Here is a 22,460-nt window from a genome sequence, read left to right on the forward strand (position 1 = left end):
TCATACCTCTTCGGGTGGGGTGGTGGTCAGCTCGACGAAGACATCCTCGAGCGAGCGGGTGAGCGTGCGAATCTCGTCCGGGACGATGTCGCGCTCGGCCAGCGCGAGCAGGACGGCTGGAAGTGCTCGGCGACTCCCGACCACCTCGATCTCGTCGCGAACCGAGGTGACGGCAACGACCTCGGACAGGTGGGCGAGCCGTTCGATGGTCGAGGCATCGCCGTCTCCCGGCGCCAACCGCATCCGGAATCGGCGCTGGCCATCAGGTGGTGCGGTGAGCTCGGCCGGACTCCCCTGCGCGACAATCCGTCCGGCGTCGATAATCGCCAGCCGGTCGGCGAGCCGCTCGGCCTCGTCCATGAAGTGAGTGACCAGGACGACCGTCACGCCGCGATCGCGGATCTCTTCGATCAGCGACCACGTCTCCCGGCGAGCCTGCGGGTCCAGACCCGTGGTGAGTTCATCCAAGATCGCGATCTCAGGATTGCCAACCAGCGCCAATGCGATCGACAGCCGCTGTTGCTGACCACCTGAGAGTGCGGCAAAGGTGACATCCGCCTTCTCAGTCAGCCCCAGCTGGTCCATCAGTTCGTGCGGATCAGCGGGATCGGCATAGAACGAGGCATACAGCTCCAGCGCCTCGAGGACTCGAACTTTGGCGGGCAACCGGGAGGCCTGCAGCTGGACGCCGAGTCGTTCGCGGATCGCGGCCGGATCCCGCTGCGGGTCCACGCCGAGCACGGTGATCGTGCCGCCATCGGCCTCGCGTAGGCCGGCGAGCAATTCGACAGTGGTGGTCTTACCGGCACCGTTCGGTCCGAGGATTCCGAAGATCTCGCCACGCCGGACGGTCAGACTCACACCGTCCACGGCCGCCGTCGGGCCGTAGCGCTTCGTGAGGTCATTGATCTCGATGACCGGATCCGCTGAGCTGATCTGGCCGGTACTCATGCCACTCCCATCGCGTTCATCGTGCGGACCGGAATCCGGCGGCCGATGCCAAAGCAGGCGATACCAGCTAGCACGATCGATACCGCGATCACCACGAGAGCAATCGGCGCGGAGTCCAGTGCCGTCGCCAGGATGGCTGGGGCACACGTGAGTGGGAGCGCGATGGTCGCCCAGGCGCCGACCCGGTGGTAGCTCAGGCCCACCAGGAGCCCGGAAATCCCGCCGGCGAAGGCGATGAGCGGATAGTGGCCCAGGCCCACCACGAGTTCGGGAAGAGCGGTCGCACTCGTGGACAGGTGCTGCCAACCGTTGCCGGCGTACACCCGTGCCTCGACGGCAACCGCCGCCGCCATGATCAGTCCGTTCGCGAGCGCGTAACCAGCCCAGGTGATCATCGTGGCGATCAGGAACGATCGACGGGTCTGCCCAGCAGCCACGTGCACCGTGAGCATCACAGCCACGATGACCAGCGCCGAGGAGAATGGATACCAGATCAGGCCGTACCGGATCAGCGAGATGATCGAGAAGGCGGGTCCGTCGGTGTAGCGGTCAAGCGTGATGATGGCGATCACGCCCAGAATGAGGCAGACGCCCCAGAACCACAGTGCGTTCGGGAGCAGACCGCGGATCATCCCTCGGGCGACGCGGGCCCATTGTGGGGAGCGGGCGGGCTCGGAGGTGGTCACTTCGACTCCTTGGCGGTGAGGTGGACGAACAGGTCTTGCATCGGCACAGCGCCGACGTCGAGGTCGGCCTCGCGAGCTGCCTGCAGCACTGCGGTATCAAGGTCGCCGTAGACCGTGACCTGTTTGGTCCGGCCCAACTCGCGAGTGGCGAGAACGGCGAGATCGCGGGTGACGGCGTCCACCGCGGCCGGTTCCCCGGTGAGGGTGGCCCCTCGGGAACGAAACAGGTCGGCATCCTCGGTCAGCAATACGTGGCCGCGATGCAGGATCACCACTCCCGCGAGGAGCTTCTCGATCTCATTGATGAGATGGCTGGACAACACGATGGTGCGGGGATGGGCGAGGTAATCGGCGAGCAGCGCGTCATAGAAGGCGTACCGGGTCGGGGCATCCATCCCCAGGTGTACCTCGTCGAACATGGTCAAGGGGGCACGGCTGGCCAGCCCGACGACGGCACCGAACGCCGAGAGCTGCCCCCGGGACAGGCTCGAGACCGTCTTCTTCCGATCGAGCCCGAACAGGTCCACGAGTTCCTCGGCGTACGCCGCATCCCAGGTGGGCCGGGTATCGGCGAAGTAGCGGAGGTTGTGGCGGATCTTGACCTCGGACTGCACATCTCCGGACTCGCGGATCAGGCAGACACCAGCCATCACACGTTCGTTCTCGAATGGATCCTCGCCGTCGACGAGGATCGATCCGCCGTGCGAGGGCCGCAGTGAGGCGATCGTGGAGAGCAGCGTGGTCTTACCCGATCCGTTTCGACCGAGGAGGCCATAGATGCCCCCAGCGTCGAGGTCGAACGTGGCATCCGCGATGGCGACCGTACGTCCGTAGCGGGCCTGCAGGTTGCACACGGAGACTGCGAAGCCACTCATTGCGCCCCTCCTTCTGAGGTTTCGGTGGTTGACGTGGTGCGGTCGAGGTACTGGATGAGTTCTGCTCGCGAGATGCCCAGGTAGCGGGCCTCCTCGAGCACGGGAGCGAGACGTTCGGAGTAGAACGCGTCCCGTCGGTCGGCCCGGAGACGCTCGCGAGCTCCGTCGGCCACGAACATGCCGACGCCGCGTTGCTTGTAGAGCACTCCCTCGTCCACGAGTTCGGTGAACGCCTTCGCGGCCGTTGCCGGATTGATCCGATACGTCTGGGCGTACTGGGTGGTGGACATGACCTGGTCCCTTTCGTGCAGTCGTCCTGCGACGACGTCGCTGCGGATCTGGTCGGCGATCTGCAGGTAGATCGGATCGCGTCCGTCGAACACGTCGACCTCCCGTTCATTGGTTCATTACTCGACTAATGAACCATAGAACCAGGATCAGGTCAAGAGGCGGGGGCACATGGGCCACAAGGCGCCGTGCATCCCGCTGCGGATGCCATCGCATCCTCGGGCACGCCACTCCTCGACGCGCCCGGTGATGGCGAACTCAGACGATGCGCCTGCCTGCGCGGATCACCGCACGGGGATGTGCGAGCACGTCGATGTCCACTCGGGGATCAGCTGGGTAGAGAACTACGTCGGCGGGCGCTCCTTCGACCAGACCGGGCCTGCCCAGGTAGTCACGCGCCGACCATGTCGCGGACGCCACCACATCAGCGGCGGGGATCCCCGCCGCCACGAGCGCGCGGGCCTCGTCGGCGATCCGGCCGTGCCCGATAGTTCCGCCAGCGTCAGTGCCCAGGAACACCTGCACCCCGGCGTCGTGCAGATCGCGCACGTGCTGCTCTCGGCGCGCAAACATCTGCCGCATCCGGGCCGCGAACTGCGGGAATTTCGACTCCCCCTGAGCCGCGATCGAGCCGAAGTTCGCCACCTGCAGCATCGTCGGCACCACCGGGATCCCCGCGGCGGCGGCGCGCTCGATGTGCTCAGCCGTCATCCCCGTGCCGTGCTCGATGCAGTCGACCCCTGCCGCGAACAGGTCGTTCATCGTCTCCGTGGCGAAGGTGTGCACGGTGACCCGGGCGCCACGTGCATGCGCCGCTGCCACCCCCGCCGCGAGCTCATCTCGCGGCCACAGTGGTTCGAGGTCGGCCTGCTCACCCCGGGCCCGGTCGATCCAGTCGCCGACGAGCTTGACCCAGCCGTCCCCGCGCGCGGCCTCCTGGCCCATCGCGTCTGGGAGCTCGGCCACGTCATCAAGTTCGCGAGCGTAGTTGCGCAGGTAGCGCTTGGGACGAGCCAGGTGCCGCCCAGCCCGAATGATGTGCGGCGCATCGGGGTTGCCGTCCAGCCACCGGGTATCGACGGGCGAGCCGGCATCGCGGACGAGGAGAGTTCCGGCGCGCAGATCCTGTGCGGCTTGCTCAGCCGCGACCTCGCGATCGACCGGCCCGCTCGACCCCAGCCCAATGTGACAGTGCATATCGACCAGACCGGGCAGTACCCAGCCCGCAAGTTTCTCGGCACCGCCGGGATCGGTGAACCGCAGTCGTCCGTGGTGCACCCACACTCGCCCGCACTCCTGCTCGGGGCCGGTCAGCACCGGGCCCGTGAGCTGGTAGGTCTGCGCAGCGCGGGTCATCGCAGATCGGCGCTGTCTCTCAGCGGCCCAGGAACTTCTCGAACCCTGGGGGCAGGTCCAGTGACGACGGATCCACCGGCTCGTCCTTCGTTGCGCCGCCCATACCGAAGGCGGAACCGCCCGCGTTCTGTTCCGGCTGCTTGGCGCCGCGCTGAGCCATCTCACGCTCCTGCTGGGCGCGCTTGGCGGGATTTCCGGACTTGCCCTTCTTCCGCTTTGGCGGCGGCGCCATCTTCCCGCGCGACTTCTTCCCGCCACCGGGCATGCCGCCCCTGCCCGGCAGACCACCCATCCCTGGCAGCCCGCCCCCGTTCTTGGCCATCGACCGCATCATCGTCTTCGCCTGCTCGAACCGCTCCAGCAGGCCGTTGATCTCAGAGACCGTGGTGCCCGAACCTCGAGCGATCCGGGAACGGCGGGAGCCGTTGATGATCTTCGGATTGGACCGCTCGGCAGGCGTCATCGACTGCACCATTGCTTCGATGCGGGTGACCTCGGACTCGTCGAAGTTCTCCAATTGCTCACGCATCTGCCCCATCCCGGGGAGCATCTCGAGCATCTTCTTCATCGGGCCGAGCTTCTTCAGCTGCTGCATCTGCTGGAGGAAGTCCTGCAGGGTGAAGTCGCCGTCACCGGCCATCTTGTTCGCGAGGTCGGCGGCCTGGTCTTCGTCGAAGGCCTTCTCTGCCTGCTCGATCAGGGTCAGCACATCACCCATGTCGAGGATGCGCGAGGCCATCCGGTCGGGGTGGAAGCGCTCGAAGTCACGCAACTGCTCACCGGTGGAGGCGAACAGCACCGGCGCTCCGGTGACCGTACGCACCGAGAGCGCTGCACCACCGCGGGCATCGCCGTCCAGCTTGGAGAGCACCACTCCGGTGAAGCCGACCCCGTCGGCAAACGCCTGGGCGGTCGTCACGGCATCCTGACCGATCATCGCGTCCAGCACGAACAGGATCTCGTCCGGGCTCACCGCGTCTCTGATGTCCGCGGCCTGCTGCATCATCTCCGCGTCCACACCCAGACGGCCGGCCGTGTCCACCACCACCACGTCGTACAGCTTCTCCCGGGCGTGCTCCACGCCGGAGCGGGCCACCTGCACCGGGTCGCCCACGCCGTTACCGCGTTCGGGTGCCCAGACCGACACGCCAGCCTGACCGCCGACCACCTCGAGTTGGTTCACGGCGTTCGGCCGTTGCAGGTCCGAGGCCACCAGGAGCGGAGCGTGGCCCTGCTCCTTCAACCAGGACCCCAGCTTCCCGGCCAGGGTGGTCTTACCAGCACCCTGCAGACCAGCCAGCATGATGACCGTCGGCGGGCGCTTGGCGAGGTTCAGCTCCCGAGCAGACCCACCGAGAATCTCGATGAGCTGCTCGTGCACGATCTTGACGATCTGCTGAGCAGGGTTGAGGGCCTGGGAGACCTCAGCAGAGGCTGCTCGCTCGCGCACGGCCGCTGTGAATGCGCGGACGGCCGGGACCGCGACGTCGGCGTCCAGGAGAGCTCGACGAATCTCGGAGACGGTCTTCTCGATATCCGCCTCAGAGAGCCGCCCCTTGCCGCGGAGCGAGGAAAGGGTGGCGGAGAGCCGATCGGAGAGACTTGCGAACACGCGGGATTCCTTAGGATGTGCGGATGAGCGATCTCCCTCGAGGATATCCGCTCACCTGGCCGGTCACGTCCCTTCGCACAAAGCCAGCACGTTCACCGTCAAGCTGTTGACCAACTGGGCCCGCCACGCCGTCCAGGCTTTGGGGCCGGCGGCACGCGCATCAGCCTCGGAGAGCTCTCGAAGCAACCGCACCAGGTCCGCGCGGCGCTCCAGGGTCTCGGCCACCATCATCGCCACATCGGGATCGTCGACGTCCTGGCTGGTAGCCGTCTCGGCGAGCAGGAGATGGTGCCGGATCAAGGTCAGCACGTCGCGCTGCTGTGACGGCGCGAGTCCGATCCTGCTCAGCAGACCTGCGGCGATCTGCGCGCCGGTCACGCTGTGGTCGGCGGCACCGGCCACTTTCCCGATGTCGTGGAAGATCGCGGCCCACAGCAAGCTGTCGCGCCCGGTCAGCCCCTTGGGCGCCCCGTGCGCGTTGGCAGCAGTCTGCACCAGATGCCGGTCCACCGTGTAGATGTGCACGGGGCTGCGCTGGGGGCGGTTTCGTACCGCGGCCCATTCCGGGAACCATCGGGTCACCACGCCGGCCAGATCGAGCGCCTCCCACAGAGGGACCTGCGCCTCTCCGGTCCGCAGGAGGGCAAGAAGATGCTCGCGAGCCGAGGCCGGCCACGGATGCGCCAGGTCGGGCGAGGACTGGAGCGAGGCCACGGTCACCGGAGAGAGCGGAAGTTTGCTCCTGGCGGCCGTCGCTGCGGCCCGGAGCGCCAGCTCCGGGTCCGACTCCGGTCGTGCATCCACCCCGAGCACCAGCTCGCCGTCGTGCTCCACGAGATTCTCCGCGACTTGCCGCAGCCGCGGGGGGCGCCGGCGCCCGCGCACCAGGGTGGGGCGCAGGCTCAACGACGGCCGCCGCAGCGCTTGGCGTGCATGCCGAACGGTGGTGTCCAGGGCGTGCGAGATCACCCGCCCGGACTGGGCGAGCCCGGCCAGCAGGTCATCGGGGTGCGCATACCCCAACCGCTCGGCCACGTCGTCGGCATGCACCCGCAGGAGCTTGTTGGTGTGGCGTGCGGTCACGAGTGCGAGCGCATCCCGGACGTCGAGAAGGTGCTCATAGGCGGAGTCCACGTTCCCGTGGGGGCGGTCCGTCAGCCACGTGGCAGCCAGGGCGCGAAGCACGACGGCGTCCCGGATCCCACCGCGCGCCTCCTTCAGGTCAGGCTCGATGAGATAGGCGAGCTCACCATGCCGCTCAGTTCGCTCCTTGGTCGAGGCAATCAACTCCGGCAGGCGGCGGCGGGCCGTCCCGCGCCAGTCGGCCAGCACAGCCGAGCGCGCCTGATGCTGGACTCCTGCGTCGCCCACCACGCAGCGCACATCGAGCAGCCCGACGGCGGCCGGTAGATCCGCCGAGGCCACGTGCCTGCACTCGGCCAAGGTTCGGACCGAGTGATCCAGGTCGAGCCCGGCGTCCCAGATCGGATACCAGAGCGCTTCGGCGAGGGCACTGATGGTCGTGGCGGAGTGGGTGCTTCCGTCGTGGACGAGCATCAGGTCGAGGTCGCTGGTCGGCCCGGCGTCGCGCCGGCCGTGCGATCCCACGGCAGTCAGCGCCACCCCTGCGGTGACGTCCATACCGGCTGCATCAGCGGCCCGGTGCCACAATTCCGTCAGCGCAGTGTCGGTGAGAGTGGCGAGGCGTTCTCGGTAAAGGTGCCCACCGCCGTCGGGCGGGATCTCCAGGCGGGCGGCGCGGAGGCCCCGCAGAATGGACTGCGGGGCCTCCTCGTGCCCGGTCGGCGTGCTGACCATGCGCGCTACAGGGCGTCCGGTCCGTTGGCTCCAGTGCGGACCCGGATCACGTCATCGACGGGCGCGATCCAGACTTTGCCGTCCCCGATCTTCCCGGACTGCGCCGCTTCCACGATCACTGCTGCCAGGGTGGCCGCGTCGCCGTCCTCGACGAGCACCTCCACCCGCACCTTAGGTACCAGGTCCACGGTGTACTCCGCACCCCGGTAGACCTCGGTGTGACCCTTCTGGCGGCCGTAGCCGGTGGCTTCACTGACCGTCAGGCCACGCACGCCGGCGGCGGAGAGTGCCGACTTGACGTCGTCCAGCTTGTGCGGCTGGATCACTGCGGTGATGAGTTTCATGAGTTGATCTCCTCGTAGGCACTCTCGGCGTGCTCGGACAGGTCGATACCGCGTACCTCATCCTCCTCCGCGACGCGCCAACCCATGGCGGCCTTCAGGATGAGTCCGAGGACGAGGGTGATGATGCCCGAGAAGACCACGGCCACTGCGGCGATGATGACCTGAACGATCAACAGGTTGATGCCATCGCCGAAGAACAGTCCACCATCGGTGGCCAGGAAGCCGATCAGGACGGTGCCGACGAGTCCGCCGACCAGGTGCACACCGACCACGTCGAGGGAGTCGTCGTAGCCCAGCTTGTGCTTGAGGCCCACGGCCAGGGCGCACAACACCCCGGCAACGGCGCCGAGCGCGATGGAGGTGACGGGCGTCAGAGCACCGGCGGCGGGGGTGATGGCGACCAGTCCGGCCACGACACCCGATGCGGCGCCGAGGGAGGTGGCCTTGCCGTACTTGATCTTCTCCGTCAGCAGCCAGCCCAGTACCGCAGCGGCTGCGGCCGTGGTGGTGTTCACCCAGGCGAGCCCGGCCACCTCATCGGCCCCGTAGGCGGATCCGGCATTGAACCCGAACCAGCCGAACCACAGCAGCGCCGCGCCCAGCATCACCAGCGGCAGATTGTGCGGGCGCATCGGGTCCTTACCGAAGCCTTTGCGCTTACCGACGATGAGAGCCAGGACAAGACCTGCGACTCCGGCGTTGATGTGCACGACCGTGCCCCCGGCGAAGTCGACCGGTGCGGCGATCCCGGCGAACGGCCCGTCGTCGGAGAGGAGACCGCCGCTCCAGACCATGTGCGCCATCGGGAAGAACGCGAGTGTGGTCCACAGGCCGGCAAAGACCATCCAGGTGGAGAACTTCACGCGGTCGGCGATCGCACCGGCGATGAGGGCGACGGTGATGATCGCGAACGTCGCCTGGAAGCCCACGTCGACCATGGTCGGCATCGACGCGCCGGTCTCCTCGTTCAGCACGGCGATCGGATCGAAGGACCCGCCGAGGCCGAACTGATCGAACGGGTTGCCGACGATTCCACCGATGGACTCGCCGTAGGACATCGACCAGCCCCACAGTGGGTAGATGACGCCGATCAGGGCGATCGCCCCGAAGCACATCATCATCATGTTCAGAACGGACTTGGATCGGGTCATCCCACCGTAGAACAGTGCGAGCCCGGGGGTCATCAGCAGCACGAGGGATGCCGATACGAGCATCCAGGCGGTGACACCCGTGTCGATAAAGGGTTCCATGCAGATCTCTCCCAGCACCGGCTCGGGCGGCCGGCCTTGGAGAAGACTGTGCTGGTCCCGCGTTACGTCGCGGCCCCATCGGTGTTACAGCCGCGTGACGGATCACTCGTCAGTGTGAACGTCATGTTTCACACCGCTCGCCATCTCGCATGGTGAGCGGAGAGCGTCCATGGGATCGGCCGGATCTCCTCAGGCGACCAACGCGTCGACGAAGGCCTCCGCCTCGAACGGAGCGAGGTCGTCGGGCCCCTCCCCCAGGCCCACGAACTTCACCGGCACGCCCAGGGTCCGCTGGACCGCGACCACGATCCCGCCCTTGGCCGTGCCGTCGAGCTTGGTGAGCACGATCCCGGTGACGTCGACCGCCTCCGCGAAGACCTGCGCCTGCCGCATCCCGTTCTGGCCGGTGGTGGCGTCCAGAACGAGCAGCACCTCCGAGACGGGCGCGTTCTTGGCAACCACCCGCCGGATCTTGCCGAGTTCGTCCATCAGGCCCGCCTTGTTCTGCAGACGGCCCGCCGTGTCGACCAGCACGACGTCGACGCCTGCCTCGCGGCCGCTCTTGACGGCCTCGAAGGCCACAGAGGCAGGATCGGCGCCCTCTCGGTCCGCACGGACGACCGGCACACCCACGCGTTCGCCCCAGGTGCTGAGTTGATCGGCCGCGGCTGCCCGGAACGTATCGGCCGCGCCCAGCATCACATCGCGATCTTCGGCCACGAGCAGGCGCGCGAGCTTCCCGACGGTCGTGGTCTTGCCGGTGCCGTTCACACCCACCATCAGGATCGTCGCAGGGTGCGGCTGGCCGTCATCGCCCGTGACTGGGCTCACGGCGAGCCGACGGTCCATGGCTGGGTCGACCAGCGTGAGCAGCTCTTCCCGAAGCAGGCCTCGGACCTGTTGCGGGTCGGTGGTGCCGAGCACCTTCACCCTGGTTCGCAGGGCCGCCATCAGCTCATCGGTAGGCCCGGAGCCGATATCGGCGAGCAGCAACGTCTCCTCGATCTCCTCCCAGTCCGATTCCGAGAGGTCCCCTCGGGAGAGGAGGCTGAGCAGGGTCTGGCCCAGACCGCCGGATCGCGCGAGCCGCTCGCGCAACCGCACCATCCGTCCAGCGGCCGATTCAGGGCGCTCAAGCACCGGGGCGGGCTCGGCTGCCGGGGCCACCTCCTCGGCAACGGATGCACCGGCACCGCTGTGCGGATCCGTGGTGGCCACATCCGGATCGGCCACCGCCGTGGAGGTTCCCCTGGGCACGCCGGGACCGGAGCCGGCCTCGGATCCGTCGGTCTCGATATCGTCGCTGCGGCGCCCGGAGCGCAGCCGTACCAACCCGACGAGGCCTCCGGCGACGGCGACGGCAGCAATGACGAGGTAGAGCCAGATGTCAGCGAGAAGTTCCACGTGCCCAGTCTGACCCACAGCTCCCGCGTGCGGCGAATTCTCCGGTCAGCGCTGACGGCCCCGGACGACGGCCCTCAGATCGACCGGGCGGTGGTACGCCGGTCCATCCTCACCGAGACCCATGAGGTCGCTGACGTGGATCGCGCCATCTGCGCTCTCGACGCTCGAACTGGCTGCTGTGACACGGCCCGCTCCAGAGTCACCGGCGCCGGCCTTGTCCTCTCGGGTGGTCGCGAAGGACTCCCGCAGCCATGACACCAGCCCCTCCTCGGGCATCCGGCGGCTCAGCAAGACGAGCAGCACGGCACCCGCGGCAGCAATGGCCGCGAAGAGGGCGATGAGAGGTCCGATCACTCTCTGAGTATGCGCACGCCGGGCCGCTGCCGGAGGCGACTCGCCGCAACTGGTATCCGATCGTGATAGTGATGTCAACCACAGTCGTTGCTCAGGTCATCTTCGTGCCATGGGACGGCCACTGCGGGCCCAAGAATCGACGTCGCCGCCCCGTGCGACCCCACGGTGGCCGGCTGCCCAGACCAGGAGGGCACAGAGAGCGAAAGTTGCGCCGAGGATGGCGCACCCAGCCCACCCGGCGGTGGCGTATACCGCCGTGGTGGCGGTGGCGCCGAGGGCCGACCCAAGCGAGTAGAAGAGCGTGTATCCGCCGATCGCGCTGCTCTTCTGGTGCCGATACGCGGCCGTAAGCAGGTGCTGATTGCTGACGTGCACTGCCTGGACGGCGAAGTCGAGGATGATCACGCCGGCGATACACAGCCAGAGGGACCAGGTCGCCTGCCCGGACGCCGACCACGACACGATCAGCAGGACGAGCGCGATACCGGTGACGCCCCGGGCCCGGCCAGCATCGGCCCAGCGACCCGCTCGCGCCGCACCGAGGGCACCGGCCAGGCCTGCGATGCCGAACAGGCCGATCTGAGCCGTGCTCAGATGCCATGGTTGCGCGGCGAGCGGCAGCGACAGGCCACTCCAGAGCGTGCCGAACGAGGCAAACAGGAAGAATGCGATCAATCCGCGCGAGACGAAGATGCGCTCACGAAACAGACGACCGAAAGAGCCCAGTGCGTCGCGATAACTGGCACTCGGTGAACGGCGATCGGCCGGCAGCACCTTGAGCACGAGAGCGCTCAGTGCCAGGAGGACCACGCCGATGGCCACATAGACACTCCGCCAGCCCCAGATGGCAGCGAGACCTCCTGCCAGTACACGAGAACCGAGGATTCCGATGATGACGCCGGAGGTGACGATCCCCAGCGTCCGCCCCCGATCAGCATGTGTCGAGAGGTCGGCCGCGAAGGCGACAGTCGTCTGCACAACGACAGCGAACAGACCCGCGACAGCCAGCCCAGCGAGCAGCATCCAGAACCGAGGCGCGACCGCTGCCACCGCCATGCCGATCGCAGTGAGGACCAGATGACCGACGATCAGCGTGCGCCGGTCGACAAGGTCTCCCAGCGGCACCAGGAGCGTGAGCCCAAGCAGGTAGCCGACATGCCCGGCTGTCACGATCCACCCCAGATCGGCTTCCGGCACGCCCATGTCTCGACCGATCTGGGCGAGGACGGGTTGCGCGAGGTAAATCGTGGCCACGGCAACCGCACAGATCGTTGCGAGCAGCATTCTCCGGCTCCACGTGAGACTCACCCTCGCTCCAGTCAGTAGCACATTGCAACTTTTCGGATCCTACGAGAGACTGGTCTTGATTCGCAACTGATCAGGAGAACGTATGGGATCGCTGACGCACCGCGCCGATCTAGGGTCCTGGACGGATCCCACCTGTCCCGTCGCGCGCGCGCTCGACCTGGTCGGAGACCGCTGGAGTCTGCTGATCATCCGCGATGCGATGGACGACGCTCGCTCGTTCACCGACTTCCAGCGCCGCACCGGGATCGCGCGCAACATCCTCACCGACCGGCTCCGGCGACTGATCGAACGCGGCATCCTGGAGCGGCAGACCGCATCGTCCGGGCGCCGTCAGCTCTACGTACTTACGGACGCAGGGCGTGACCTCTTCACTGTCATGGTGGCGCTGCGCCAGTGGGGTGAGCGGTACGCGTATGACTCCGATGAGGAGCACTCCGTTCTCCTCGACGCCGCAGGACTCCCACTCGCCGACCTACGCCCGGCCAGCTCCCACGGCGTCACAGCGACCGTCGAGACGACGACCGTCGTGCGGGCAACATCGCCGTAGCGTGATCAGGCGGTCTCCTCCGCGCGATCGTGAATGCGCTGGCTGATGAGCGTGGTGACCCCATCCCCTCGCATCGTGACGCCGTAGAGGGCATCGGCAATCTCCATCGTGCGCTTCTGATGGGTGACCACGATCAGCTGAGAATCACTGCGCAACTCGGTGAATATCTCCAGCAGCCGCCCGAGATTGACATCGTCGAGTGCGGCCTCCACCTCGTCCATCACGTAGAACGGACTCGGACGCGCCTTGAAGATCGCCACGAGCAGCGCGACCGCGGTCAGCGAGCGTTCTCCGCCGGAAAGGAGGGAGAGTCGTTTGACCTTCTTGCCCGGGGGGCGGGCTTCCACGTCGATGCCGGTGGTGAGCATATCGCCGGGGTCGGTGAGCACCAGGCGCCCCTCGCCACCGGGAAACAGGCGAGAGAACACCTCCTTGAACTGGATGGCCGTCTCCTCATACGCCGAGGTGAACACATGCTCGACCCGTTCATCGATCTGGGCGATGATATCGAGCAGATCAGCCCGGGACTTCTTCAGATCAGCCAGTTGCTCGGTGAGGAAGCGATGGCGTTCCTCCAGTGCGGCGTGCTCCTCGAGTGCCAACGGGTTGACCCTGCCCAGGAGCTTCAGTGCTCGTTCGGCGGCGCGTAACCGCTTCTCTTGCTCGGCTCGCACATACGGGCGAGCCTGCGGTGGCCGATCCTGCCCGTCGGCGTCGTGCTCCTCGGAACCCGGAGCGTGGACTGGCGGCACCAGCTGGTCCGGGCCGTATTCGGTGACGAGCACCTCCGGATCGATGCCGAGCTCCTCCACCGCCCGTTGCTCAAGCTGTTCGATGCGCAGCTTCTGCTGCGCCCGCGCCACCTCATCGCGATGGACCACGTCGGTCAGTTCAGAGTGCCGGGTCGCTAACGTGTCCAACTCCCCGCGTACCCGGGTGAGTGCCTCGTCGCGGTTCGCGCGCTCGTCCTCGGCGGCCTCGCGGCGCGTGGCGGCGAGGGCGAGGGAACTCTCGATCGCCGTCAGCGCCTGCTCCGCACCGGCTCGCACAGCCGCCGCCACCTCAGCCTGCTCGGCTCGGCGGCGAGCACGGCGTGCGGCCGCCTCACGGGCCTCGCGTTCAGCCCTGGCAGCACGCTCGAGAGACTCCGCACGCCCTGCGATGGCTCGCACGCGTTCTTCGACGGTACGTAGCACCAGGCGCGCGTCGGTCTCGCGGGCCCGGGCACTTGTGGCGGCCTCAGTGGCACGGTCGCGTTCTGTGGTGGCACCGGTGAGGTCAGTGGCCGCCTCATCCGGTTCCCGCTGCGCGAACTCCAGGCGCTCGGCGATCTCAGCGAGATCTGCGGCGTGCTCTCGGCGGGCCTGATCCGCTCGTTCGATCGCCGGTTTGATCCGCTCGATTTCCGCGGCGGCTGCCCGCATGGCTGCACCGTGTTGCCCGAGCTTTTCTGCCACGGCGGCGAGTTGCGCATCTGAATCGTGCAGCGCGTCCAGAGTGCGATCCACCTGCGTCTGCGCGCTCTGCAGCGCCTCCCGGGCCGGCCCCAGGGCGAACCGGGTCTGTTCTGCCCGCTGGACCGCCGCCGTCAGCTCACTCTGCGCCTCATCCCTGGCGGCATGCAGCTCCAGTACGCTCGGTCCGCCCGTACTCCCGCCCCGGGCGTGCGCCGGGCCGATCACATCGCCGTCCCTGGTGACGGTCACCAACCGGTCCGCCACTGGACCGCCCAGCACCTGGCCGCGGACCTTCCGGGCCGCGCTGAGGTCGTCCACCACGAGGACGCCGTCGAGGAGTAACTCGATGGCACCGCGCACAGATTCTGCCGGATGCACCAGCTCCACGGCCCATCGAGCGCCATCCGGGGCCGGTGGAGGATCCTGGCGTGGCGGCCCGTCGTGGGCAAGTAGCAGTCGGGCCTGCCCGGCGTCCTCGGTGCGCACGTGCCGCAGCGCGTCCACGGCCACGTCCACCGATTCCACGGCGGCAGCGTCCGCGAGTGGCCCCAGCGCGGCAGCGAGAGCGGTCTCATACCCCGGTTCCACGGTCAGCAGATCGGCGACCGGTCCAAGCACGCCGACGAGACCGGCCTCCAGGACAGTTCCCGTTCCGTCCTTGCGGGCGAGGGAGAGCTCGAGCGCATCGCGCCGCGCTGCGTGCGTGGCCTTGGCACCGTCGGCCTCGCGTTCGGCCTCGATGAGTTCGCTCACCCGGGCCTTCGCCGTGTCGAGTGCGGCCAGCGCCTTCTCGTGCGCCGCATCGAGGTCTTCCTCACCCTCGGTGGCACCGACGGCCTGCTGCTCCAGTGCAGCGAACTCCCGGCCCGCGGCTTCACTGCGCTCCTGCGCGGAGGCCAGATCGCGCCGCAGCCGCTCCAGTTCCTCCTCGGCGGCCTCCACCTTCCCGCGAGTGGCGGCCACCTGCCCGGTCAGTCGTGCCAGTCCTTCCCGGCGATCGGCCACCCCGCGGTGCACGGCAGCCAACGCCTTCTCTGCCTCGGCCGACTTCTGCTCGGCGTCCGTACGTTCGGCGACGGCGGCCTCGAGATCGTCCCTGGCCTTGCCTGCCTCGGTACCCAGCTCGGCCTCAGCTTCTCGAGCACGCGCAGCCTGGGCGTCTAGGTCGGCGGGATCGCGGTCGGTTCGCTGCTCGTCAGCAGCTGCCGGTGAGCCGAGCAGTCGGCAGCGTTCGGCAGCCAGCGTGTGCGTCCCCCGCAGCCGCTCACGCAGGGACGAGAGCCGGTACCACATCTCCGTGGCTTCAGACAGGGCTGGAGCGGCTGCAGCAGCGTCGGCCTCCAACCGGGTGAGCCGGGCGCGAGCCTCCTGCTGCGCGGCCTCCACCTGGTCCCGCTCCTGGCGCAGCGCCGTCTCGTCTGCGACCTCCTGCGCGAGCGTGGACGTGAGCTGGACCAGGTCGTCGGCGAGCAACCGAGCCTTGGCATCGCGCAGATCCACCTGAACGACATGGGCCCGGCGAGCCACATCGGCCTGTTTGGCGAGGGGCCCCAATTGACGGCGGATCTCGGAGGTCAGATCGCTCACCCGGGCGAGGTTGCCGGCCATCGCCTCCAGTTTGCGGAGGGACTTCTCTTTGCGCTTACGGTGCTTGAGGACCCCGGCGGCCTCCTCGATGAAGCCGCGGCGCTCTTCGGGAGTTGCCTGCAGGACGGCGTCGAGCCGGCCCTGGCCCACAATGACGTGCATCTCGCGGCCGAGCCCGGAATCGGAGAGCAGGTCCTGAATGTCGAGCAGCCGGCAGGAGGCGCCATTGATGGCGTACTCCGAGCCTCCATTGCGAAAGAGCGTGCGCGAAATGGTGACTTCGCTGTACTCGATCGGCAGGGCACCATCGGCGTTGTCGATGGTCAGCGACACCTCGGCTCGGCCGAGCGGCGGTCGTGACGAGGTGCCTGCAAAGATGACATCGGCCATCGCACCGCCGCGCAGCGACTTGACCCCCTGCTCGCCCATCACCCACGAGAGTGCGTCTACCACATTGGACTTCCCGGACCCGTTCGGGCCCACCACGCAGGTGATTCCTGGCTCGAGCCGGAGCGTGGTCGCCGACGCGAAGGACTTGAATCCTCGCAGCGTCAGCGTCTTGAGATGCACGCCGACAGCCTAGAGGGTGCAGGCGGTGTTCGTGGCTGACCCGCGCCACAACAGGCAAACCCCTGGTGCCCCGAGCATCGGCGCGGCTAGCATCGATTGCGGGGGAACGCCGCACGAGGAAGGAATTCCTCCGACCAGAGACGAGTCGTGGTCACGATCATCGATGATTCGAGGGACAGTCATGAGGAAGCGGCAGGCGGCAGCGATCACATCGGCGGTGGCGGCCTCGGCCCTGCTGCTCGGTGCGTGCAACGGCAACGGGGGCAATGGCTCCGACGGCACCGGTGACGGTGGCTCCGATGGGGCCCTCACCCTGACCATCACCACGAACGCGATCGCCGGTGGCAAGAATGCCGCCGAAGCGGAGTGGATCGAGTCCTGGGTGATCCCCGAGTTCGAAGCGATGATGGCCGAGCGGGATCAGGATGTCACCGTCGTCTTCGACCCCCAGGGCGTGGACGATGAGGATTACAAGACGAAAATCTCCCTGGATCTGCAGTCCGGCGGTGGTGCCGACATCATCGGCATGGACGGCATCTGGGTAGGTGAGTTTGCCGAGGCGGGCTACATCCAGCCGCTGGGCGCAGTTGGCGGCACCGCCGTGGACGAGTGGGACGGGTGGGAGCAGATCCCTGAGGCTGTGCAGGGTGCGCTGGCGTTCAACGGCGAGCGATACGGAGTCCCCCAGGGTGCCGATGGGCGGGTGCTCTACTACAACCGGGATCTGTTCGCCGAGGCAGGTTTGCCGCAGGACTGGCAGCCCACCAGTTGGGCGGAGCTACTCGATGCGGCCCGCGCTCTCGACGAACTGGACGGTGTTATCCCCCTCCAGCTCAACGCTGGGGTGGCCATGGGTGAGGCCACCACGATGCAGGGTGTCCTCCCGATGCTGGTGGGCACCGGCGCCCAGGTGCACGAGAACGACCAGTGGATCGGCGCCACGGAGGAGTTGCGTCAGGTGCTGGACCTGTACCGCACCATCTATGTCGACTCAGACCTTGGCGACCCGGTGCTCCAGGTGGAGGCGGCCGGCCGGGACTCCTCCTTCGCCGCGTTCGCGGCCGGTGAGATCGGCATCCTGCTCGAAGGTGACTACTTCTGGCGTTCGGTGATCAATCCCGCCGAAGGGGTGGGCACGGCACCGATGGAGAACCGGGACGAGGTGGTCGGATACGCGCTGATCCCGGCGATGACACCCGGGTCCGGTGTGAACGGTCAGGACTTCGTTTCCATGTCCGGCGGCACCGGCCGCGTGCTGAACCCGAACAGTGAGAACCCCGAGCTCGCCTGGGAGCTGCTCGCGTTCATGAACTCGGCACAGGCCTACCAGACGGCCAACGAGGGCAGCGTGCGGATCTCGCCCCGGGAGGACGTCAACGCCGAGGCACTCGCCGACGATCCGATGTTGACCTTCGTCTCGGAACAGGTGCTGCCGATCACGGCCTACCGGCCGGGCCTGTCGGCCTATCCGCAGGTGTCGGTGGCACTCCAGGAAGCCACGGACGCAGTGGTGGCTGGAGAACCCGTGGACGAGGCGCTGAGCACCTATGCGGACAACGTTGCCGACATCGTGGGTTCCGAGGCCGTACGGAATGACTGACCTGCGCACCCGGCGCGCCGACGATGTGGCCGGGTTGGGTCGCTGGCGCGCTGGTGCGTTCGTCGCGCCCGCCCTGGCCGTGATCGGCTTGTTCCTCGTGTTCCCGGCGGTGTGGACGCTCTACCTGGGGCTGACGAACTACCGGCTCACCGGGCTGGCGGCCGCAGAACCGGAGTTCGTGGGCCTGGACAACTACGCCTCTGCACTGGGCGATCCGGATTTCTGGCGCTCGCTGTGGCTCACCCTGATTTTCGTCCTGCTCAGCGGCGTGCTCGGGCAGACGATGCTCGGTTTCTCGATCGCATGGGCGTTGCGGCGCGCCCCGCGGTCGGTGCGCACCGTGGTGGAGACTCTCGTGCTCGCCGCCTGGGTGGTTCCGGCGTCGGTGGCGTCCTTCCTCTGGTTGGCGCTGCTGGACCGGCGCGGCGGGAGCTTGAACGCGATGCTCGGTACCGAGGGGGCTGCGTGGTTGATCGATCACCCGATGGCGAGCATCATCGTGTTCAACGTGTGGGTGGGGACGGCGTTCTCGATGCTGCTGTTCTCCTCGGCACTGGCGGCCGTACCGCCCTCGCAACTGGAGAGCGCCCGGATGGTGGGGGCTGGCGGCTGGGCGCAGTTGCGGGACGTGGTGCTGCCCAACATCCGCGGCCATCTGCTCACGAACACGCTGCTGATCACCCTGTGGACGTTCAACACCTTCACCCCGTACCTGCTCACGGCGGGAGGCCCACGCGGGGAGTCGGAGATCCTCGCCGTCTACATCTACACCACGGCAATCCCGGGCGGTCAGCTCGGGATGGGTGCCGCGATCTCGCTGATCATGCTGGCCATCAACCTGGTGATCGCGCTCGGCTACCTGCGGGTGGCCCGCGCGGCCGCCGGAGGCCAACGATGAGCCCCCGCGACGTCGACCCGAGGACGCTTCGCGTGCATCGGGTGCCGGCACCGGTGCGGCACTTCCTTTCCCGCGTACTGCTCGTGGTGGGTCTGGGGCTGGTGGTGGTCTTCTTCGCCGTGCCGATGCTCTGGTTGGTGACCGCCCCGTTCGATGCCGACCCGAGCCTGCGGGTGTCCTGGCCCGATTGGACGCTGGCGAACTTCGCCACCATCGCCGAGAACCGGTATGCGCTCGGTGCACTCGGCAACTCCATCCTGCTCGGAGCGGGCACGATGGCCCTGGTCCTCACCCTCGGCTCGTTGGCGGCGTACGCCCTCTCCCGGGTACGGATTCCGGGGCGCGACGGGTTGCTCTACGCCTTGTTGCTGCTGAGTTCGATCGTCACCGGAACCGCCGCCATGGTGCCGACCTTCCAGCTGATCACCCAGATCGGCCTGATCGATACCCATGTCGGAGTGATCCTGGTGATAGCCGGCGGGGTGCTGCCCACCGTGATCTTCATCCTCAAGGACTTCATGGACTCGATCCCGAAGTCCTATGAGGAGTCAGCTCGCCTGTACGGGGCGAGTCCGCTGCAGATCCTCTGGCACGTCGTGGTGCCGACAGCGCGCCCCGGACTGGCGTTCGTGGCCGTCTGGGCCGTGGTGCAGGTGTGGGGCAACTTCCTGGTGCCGTTCCTGTTGCTGCGCAGCCCGGACCTGCAACCAGCCGCGGTGTTGATGTACACCTTCTACACCGAGGGCGGGCAGCCGAACCTGCGGCTCCTCTCGGCCTTTGCGCTCGTGTTCTCCGTCCCGGTGATCGTCATGTATTTCCTCGTCAACCGCCGCTTCGGCTTCCGCTTCCACGGAGGGATCAAATCCTGATGGCAGCCATCACTTCAACCGCACTCGTCAAGGAATACCCCGGTGGGGTGCGAGGGGTGGACGGGGTGGACCTGGAGGTCCGTGACGGTGAGTTCTTCGCTCTCCTCGGCCCATCCGGGTGCGGGAAGACCACGCTACTGCGTTCGATCGCCGGTCTGGAGTCGATCACCGAAGGGAGCTTGGAGATCGGTGCGCGCGATGTCACCGACACAGAGCCGGGTGAGCGCGGGGTGGCGATGGTGTTCCAGGACTACGCCCTGTTTCCCCACATGGATGTGGCCGACAACATCGCCTACCCGCTGAAGATCCGCCGGGTGCGCCGTTCTGCCCGGCGGGACACGGCCGAAGAGGTCGGCGAAGGCCTGTCCTTGGACGGGTTGATGGGCCGTCGGCCCGGGCAGCTCTCCGGCGGTCAGCAGCAGCGGGTCGCACTCGCCCGCGCGGTGGCCACCCGGCCCGATGTGCTTCTCCTGGACGAGCCACTCTCCAATTTGGACGCCCGGCTACGCCTGGAGGCACGCACATTCCTGAAGGAACTCCAGCGCGACCTCAAGGTCACCACGGTGTTCGTGACCCACGACCAGGCCGAGGCACTCGCCCTGGCGGACCGGATCGCCGTCATGCGGGAGGGCAAACTCCAGCAGGTGGGCGCGCCCCGGGAGGTATTCCGCCGCCCGGCCACCACATTCGTGGCCTCGTTCATCGGCTCCACACCGATGAACCTGCTGCCGGGAACGATCGCCGACGGCGCCGTGCACCTGCGCGGAGCCGATCAGGCGGCCGTATCCCTCCCGCGGGGCGTCGAGGCAGCCGAAGGGACCGAAGTGATCTGGGGTGCACGCCCCGAGTACCTGGGCTGGTCCAGTGAGCCGCTCGCCGACGGCGCAGGGGTCGCCGCCGAGGTGACGGTCACCGAAAGCCTGGGGGCCACCACCCTGGTGACCACACACACCGGCGACCAGCGCATCCAGGTCGTGGTGGACGAGGACGACGAACCCGAGCCTGGTGCCCGTGGCTGGGTGGTGGTGCCGCCGCATCGCACGCTGCTGTTCGATGCGGAGTCCACGGCGCTGATCGAGGCGGTTGATGCGCCGGCCATCCGCGAACTGCCCGATCGGCGCGGCCGCTGACGTGGCGGCCAGACGCACCACTAGCGCCACGGGTCGAGGGCATGCTTACCGCGCGTACGGCCCATTTCCACGTCACAGAGGAGGGCCGGGCCCGCGCTCAGGCGATGAACTCGGGGAGTCCCCGGCGTGTAGACACCGTGCGCGATGAGCGTGTCGAGCTCGTCGAGCACCTCTCGGTAGATGGCGGGTACCGTGGCAGCCAACGCGCCGATGTGTAGCCCCTGAAGGTGCACCCGGTGGGAGAACACCAAATCGTGGGTGGTCACACTCGCATCTCCGGACGCTGCTCCGAGAACGATGACTCGTCCGGTGAACGGTCTGGTCACCGACAGACTGGCCTGGAACGTCGCCTTTCCCACAGACTCGAGAACCAGGTCGACCGCGCCGACGTGGCGGGTGATCTCCTCGGCCAGGTCGGGGCAGGCGCTGTCCAGGACGACATCCGCGCCAAGCGACATGACTGTGTCGTGCTTCGCCCGCGAGGCAGTGGCGATCACGCGGTCACCGTAGTGCTTGGCAAGTCGGATGGCCGCCTGCCCCACACCCCCAGCCGCAGCGTGAATCAGCACCACGTCACCGGTCGCGATCTCACCCAGGGTCCGCAGCGCTGCCAAGGCGGTGGCCCAGTTCAGCACCATTCCCAGGGCCGCCGCGTCACTCCACCCTGTCGGGACCGGGCGTACTCCCGCAGCCGGCATGGCCATGTACTCCGCGAACGAACCCCTGCCGGTCCCGATCACATGCGTGCCCACCGGGATCGGGTGATCGATCCCCGTACCGACAGCAATGATCTCGCCTGCGGCCTCGAAACCCGCGACGTAGGGAACCTGAGGTCCGCCTGCGTACGTTCCATGGGCCTGCATGACGTCGGCGAAGTTAACCCCTGCGACGCTCACCCGGATGAGGTACGCGCCCGGGCCCGCGGCGGTGGGTCGGGGGTGGTTCAGCGAAAGAGCCAGGCCACTCGGACCGCTGCGCTCTCGCTGGATCAAAGCCCGCATCGTTGCATGCTCAGCGTGTTGCTCGTTCAGGATTTCCATGCTCGGACGGTAGGACCCTCACATAGGCGTGAAGGTCAAGTCACGATCGTTGAACGCCGTCTCGCGTTTCCTCAAGAAAGGAATCGAGTGCTAGGCGTTGCGTGGTGAGCACGCCGATGCGATCGACGAGCCGGTCGCGATAGTCACCGATCGCTGCGCGCAACTCCGGGCGCAGGAGGGCAGCGCTCACCGTGGACCCCTCCGTGACGTACGGCAGCAACTGCCTGATCAGACTCACCGGCAGGCCCGATTCGAGCAGCGAGCGGATCAGGCGGACCCGGTCGATGGTGCCGGGGCAGAAGTCACGGTAGCTGTTGCTGCAACGACCGGGCACGATCAGACCTTCATCCTCGTAGAAGCGCAACGATCTGATGCTCACGCCGCTGGCCTGTGCCGCCTCACTGATCTTCACACCAGCGCGCAACATGGGCCGCATTTCCCCTATTCCAGTACACGTCGCGCTGGCACCTCGAGGGACCGGTCATGACCGGCCTCCCTCACCGAGCGGGACGTGCT

At 67.5% G+C, this 22,460-nt stretch carries 20 protein-coding genes; 5 read left to right on the forward strand and 15 right to left on the reverse strand.

Features of this window, described 5'->3' with window-relative positions; all coding sequences use genetic code 11:
• The 12 genes from LQF10_RS12140 to LQF10_RS12195 all read right to left on the reverse strand — a co-directional run bounded on the left by LQF10_RS12140 (position 1) and on the right by LQF10_RS12195 (position 12,222).
• Positions 1-951 (reverse strand): ABC transporter ATP-binding protein, encoded by a 951-nt coding sequence (locus LQF10_RS12140; protein ID WP_231064101.1) that lies wholly within the window; start codon positions 949-951, stop codon positions 1-3.
• Complete coding sequence (locus LQF10_RS12145) at positions 948-1,637, reverse strand: hypothetical protein (RefSeq protein ID WP_231064102.1); 690 nt, start codon at positions 1,635-1,637, stop codon at positions 948-950. Before LQF10_RS12145 ends, LQF10_RS12140 begins: the two co-directional genes overlap by 4 nt.
• A complete protein-coding gene (locus LQF10_RS12150) occupies positions 1,634-2,512 on the reverse strand; it encodes an ATP-binding cassette domain-containing protein (protein ID WP_231064103.1) in 879 nt (292 codons plus the stop codon). Before LQF10_RS12150 ends, LQF10_RS12145 begins: the two co-directional genes overlap by 4 nt.
• Positions 2,509-2,895, reverse strand: a complete 387-nt coding sequence (locus tag LQF10_RS12155; protein WP_231064104.1) for a GntR family transcriptional regulator — start codon at positions 2,893-2,895, stop codon at positions 2,509-2,511. Before LQF10_RS12155 ends, LQF10_RS12150 begins: the two co-directional genes overlap by 4 nt.
• Positions 2,896-3,058: 163 nt before the next feature.
• Positions 3,059-4,156 carry an amidohydrolase family protein gene (locus LQF10_RS12160; protein ID WP_231064105.1) on the reverse strand — a complete coding sequence of 366 codons (1,098 nt, stop codon included), beginning with the start codon at positions 4,154-4,156 and terminating at the stop codon, positions 3,059-3,061.
• A 19-nt stretch (positions 4,157-4,175) separates the two neighbouring features.
• Positions 4,176-5,768 (reverse strand): signal recognition particle protein, encoded by a 1,593-nt coding sequence (gene ffh, locus LQF10_RS12165; RefSeq protein WP_231064106.1) that lies wholly within the window; start codon positions 5,766-5,768, stop codon positions 4,176-4,178.
• A 63-nt stretch (positions 5,769-5,831) separates the two neighbouring features.
• Positions 5,832-7,586: a [protein-PII] uridylyltransferase gene (locus LQF10_RS12170; protein WP_231064107.1), complete on the reverse strand. Its 1,755-nt coding sequence runs from the start codon at positions 7,584-7,586 to the stop codon at positions 5,832-5,834.
• Between the two features lie 5 nt (positions 7,587-7,591).
• Entirely contained in the window at positions 7,592-7,930 is a 339-nt protein-coding gene (locus LQF10_RS12175) for a P-II family nitrogen regulator (protein WP_231064108.1), read from the reverse strand.
• Entirely contained in the window at positions 7,927-9,180 is a 1,254-nt protein-coding gene (locus LQF10_RS12180) for an ammonium transporter (protein WP_231064109.1), read from the reverse strand. The genes LQF10_RS12175 and LQF10_RS12180 overlap by 4 nt, the downstream gene beginning before the upstream one ends.
• 189 nt (positions 9,181-9,369) lie before the next feature.
• Positions 9,370-10,584, reverse strand: coding sequence for a signal recognition particle-docking protein FtsY (gene ftsY / locus LQF10_RS12185; RefSeq protein WP_231064110.1), 1,215 nt, complete (start codon positions 10,582-10,584; stop codon positions 9,370-9,372).
• A 45-nt stretch (positions 10,585-10,629) separates the two neighbouring features.
• Positions 10,630-10,938: a hypothetical protein gene (locus tag LQF10_RS12190; RefSeq protein WP_231064111.1), complete on the reverse strand. Its 309-nt coding sequence runs from the start codon at positions 10,936-10,938 to the stop codon at positions 10,630-10,632.
• A gap of 96 nt (positions 10,939-11,034) precedes the next feature.
• Positions 11,035-12,222 carry an MFS transporter gene (locus tag LQF10_RS12195; protein ID WP_231064112.1) on the reverse strand — a complete coding sequence of 396 codons (1,188 nt, stop codon included), beginning with the start codon at positions 12,220-12,222 and terminating at the stop codon, positions 11,035-11,037.
• Between the two features lie 106 nt (positions 12,223-12,328).
• On the opposite strand from LQF10_RS12195, the gene LQF10_RS12200 reads away from it, so the two are divergent.
• On the forward strand, positions 12,329-12,793 hold the full coding sequence (locus LQF10_RS12200) for a winged helix-turn-helix transcriptional regulator (RefSeq protein ID WP_231064114.1): 465 nt from the start codon (positions 12,329-12,331) through the stop codon (positions 12,791-12,793).
• 5 nt (positions 12,794-12,798) lie between these two features.
• On the opposite strand, the gene smc is transcribed toward LQF10_RS12200, so the two are convergent.
• Positions 12,799-16,407: a chromosome segregation protein SMC gene (gene smc / locus LQF10_RS12205; protein ID WP_231064115.1), complete on the reverse strand. Its 3,609-nt coding sequence runs from the start codon at positions 16,405-16,407 to the stop codon at positions 12,799-12,801.
• A gap of 181 nt (positions 16,408-16,588) precedes the next feature.
• On the opposite strand from smc, the gene LQF10_RS12210 reads away from it, so the two are divergent.
• From LQF10_RS12210 to LQF10_RS12225, 4 genes are read left to right on the forward strand one after another with little or no spacing between them, the layout of a single operon-like run.
• Positions 16,589-18,007, forward strand: coding sequence for an extracellular solute-binding protein (locus tag LQF10_RS12210; RefSeq protein WP_231064116.1), 1,419 nt, complete (start codon positions 16,589-16,591; stop codon positions 18,005-18,007).
• Positions 18,000-18,905 (forward strand): carbohydrate ABC transporter permease, encoded by a 906-nt coding sequence (locus LQF10_RS12215; protein ID WP_231064117.1) that lies wholly within the window; start codon positions 18,000-18,002, stop codon positions 18,903-18,905. Before LQF10_RS12210 ends, LQF10_RS12215 begins: the two co-directional genes overlap by 8 nt.
• Complete coding sequence (locus tag LQF10_RS12220) at positions 18,902-19,774, forward strand: carbohydrate ABC transporter permease (protein ID WP_231064118.1); 873 nt, start codon at positions 18,902-18,904, stop codon at positions 19,772-19,774. Before LQF10_RS12215 ends, LQF10_RS12220 begins: the two co-directional genes overlap by 4 nt.
• Positions 19,774-20,904 carry an ABC transporter ATP-binding protein gene (locus tag LQF10_RS12225; RefSeq protein ID WP_231064120.1) on the forward strand — a complete coding sequence of 377 codons (1,131 nt, stop codon included), beginning with the start codon at positions 19,774-19,776 and terminating at the stop codon, positions 20,902-20,904. Before LQF10_RS12220 ends, LQF10_RS12225 begins: the two co-directional genes overlap by 1 nt.
• Positions 20,905-20,924: 20 nt before the next feature.
• Here the strand turns inward: LQF10_RS12225 and LQF10_RS12230 are convergent, their stop codons facing one another.
• Together LQF10_RS12230 and LQF10_RS12235 are read right to left on the reverse strand one after the other, a co-directional pair.
• Positions 20,925-21,944, reverse strand: coding sequence for a zinc-binding dehydrogenase (locus LQF10_RS12230; protein WP_231064121.1), 1,020 nt, complete (start codon positions 21,942-21,944; stop codon positions 20,925-20,927).
• Between the two features lie 40 nt (positions 21,945-21,984).
• Entirely contained in the window at positions 21,985-22,380 is a 396-nt protein-coding gene (locus LQF10_RS12235; protein ID WP_354002578.1) for a MerR family transcriptional regulator, read from the reverse strand.
• Positions 22,381-22,460: the final 80 nt, after the last annotated feature.

The organism is Ruania halotolerans (assembly GCF_021049285.1).
Classification (GTDB): Bacteria; Actinomycetota; Actinomycetes; order Actinomycetales; family Beutenbergiaceae; genus Ruania; species Ruania halotolerans.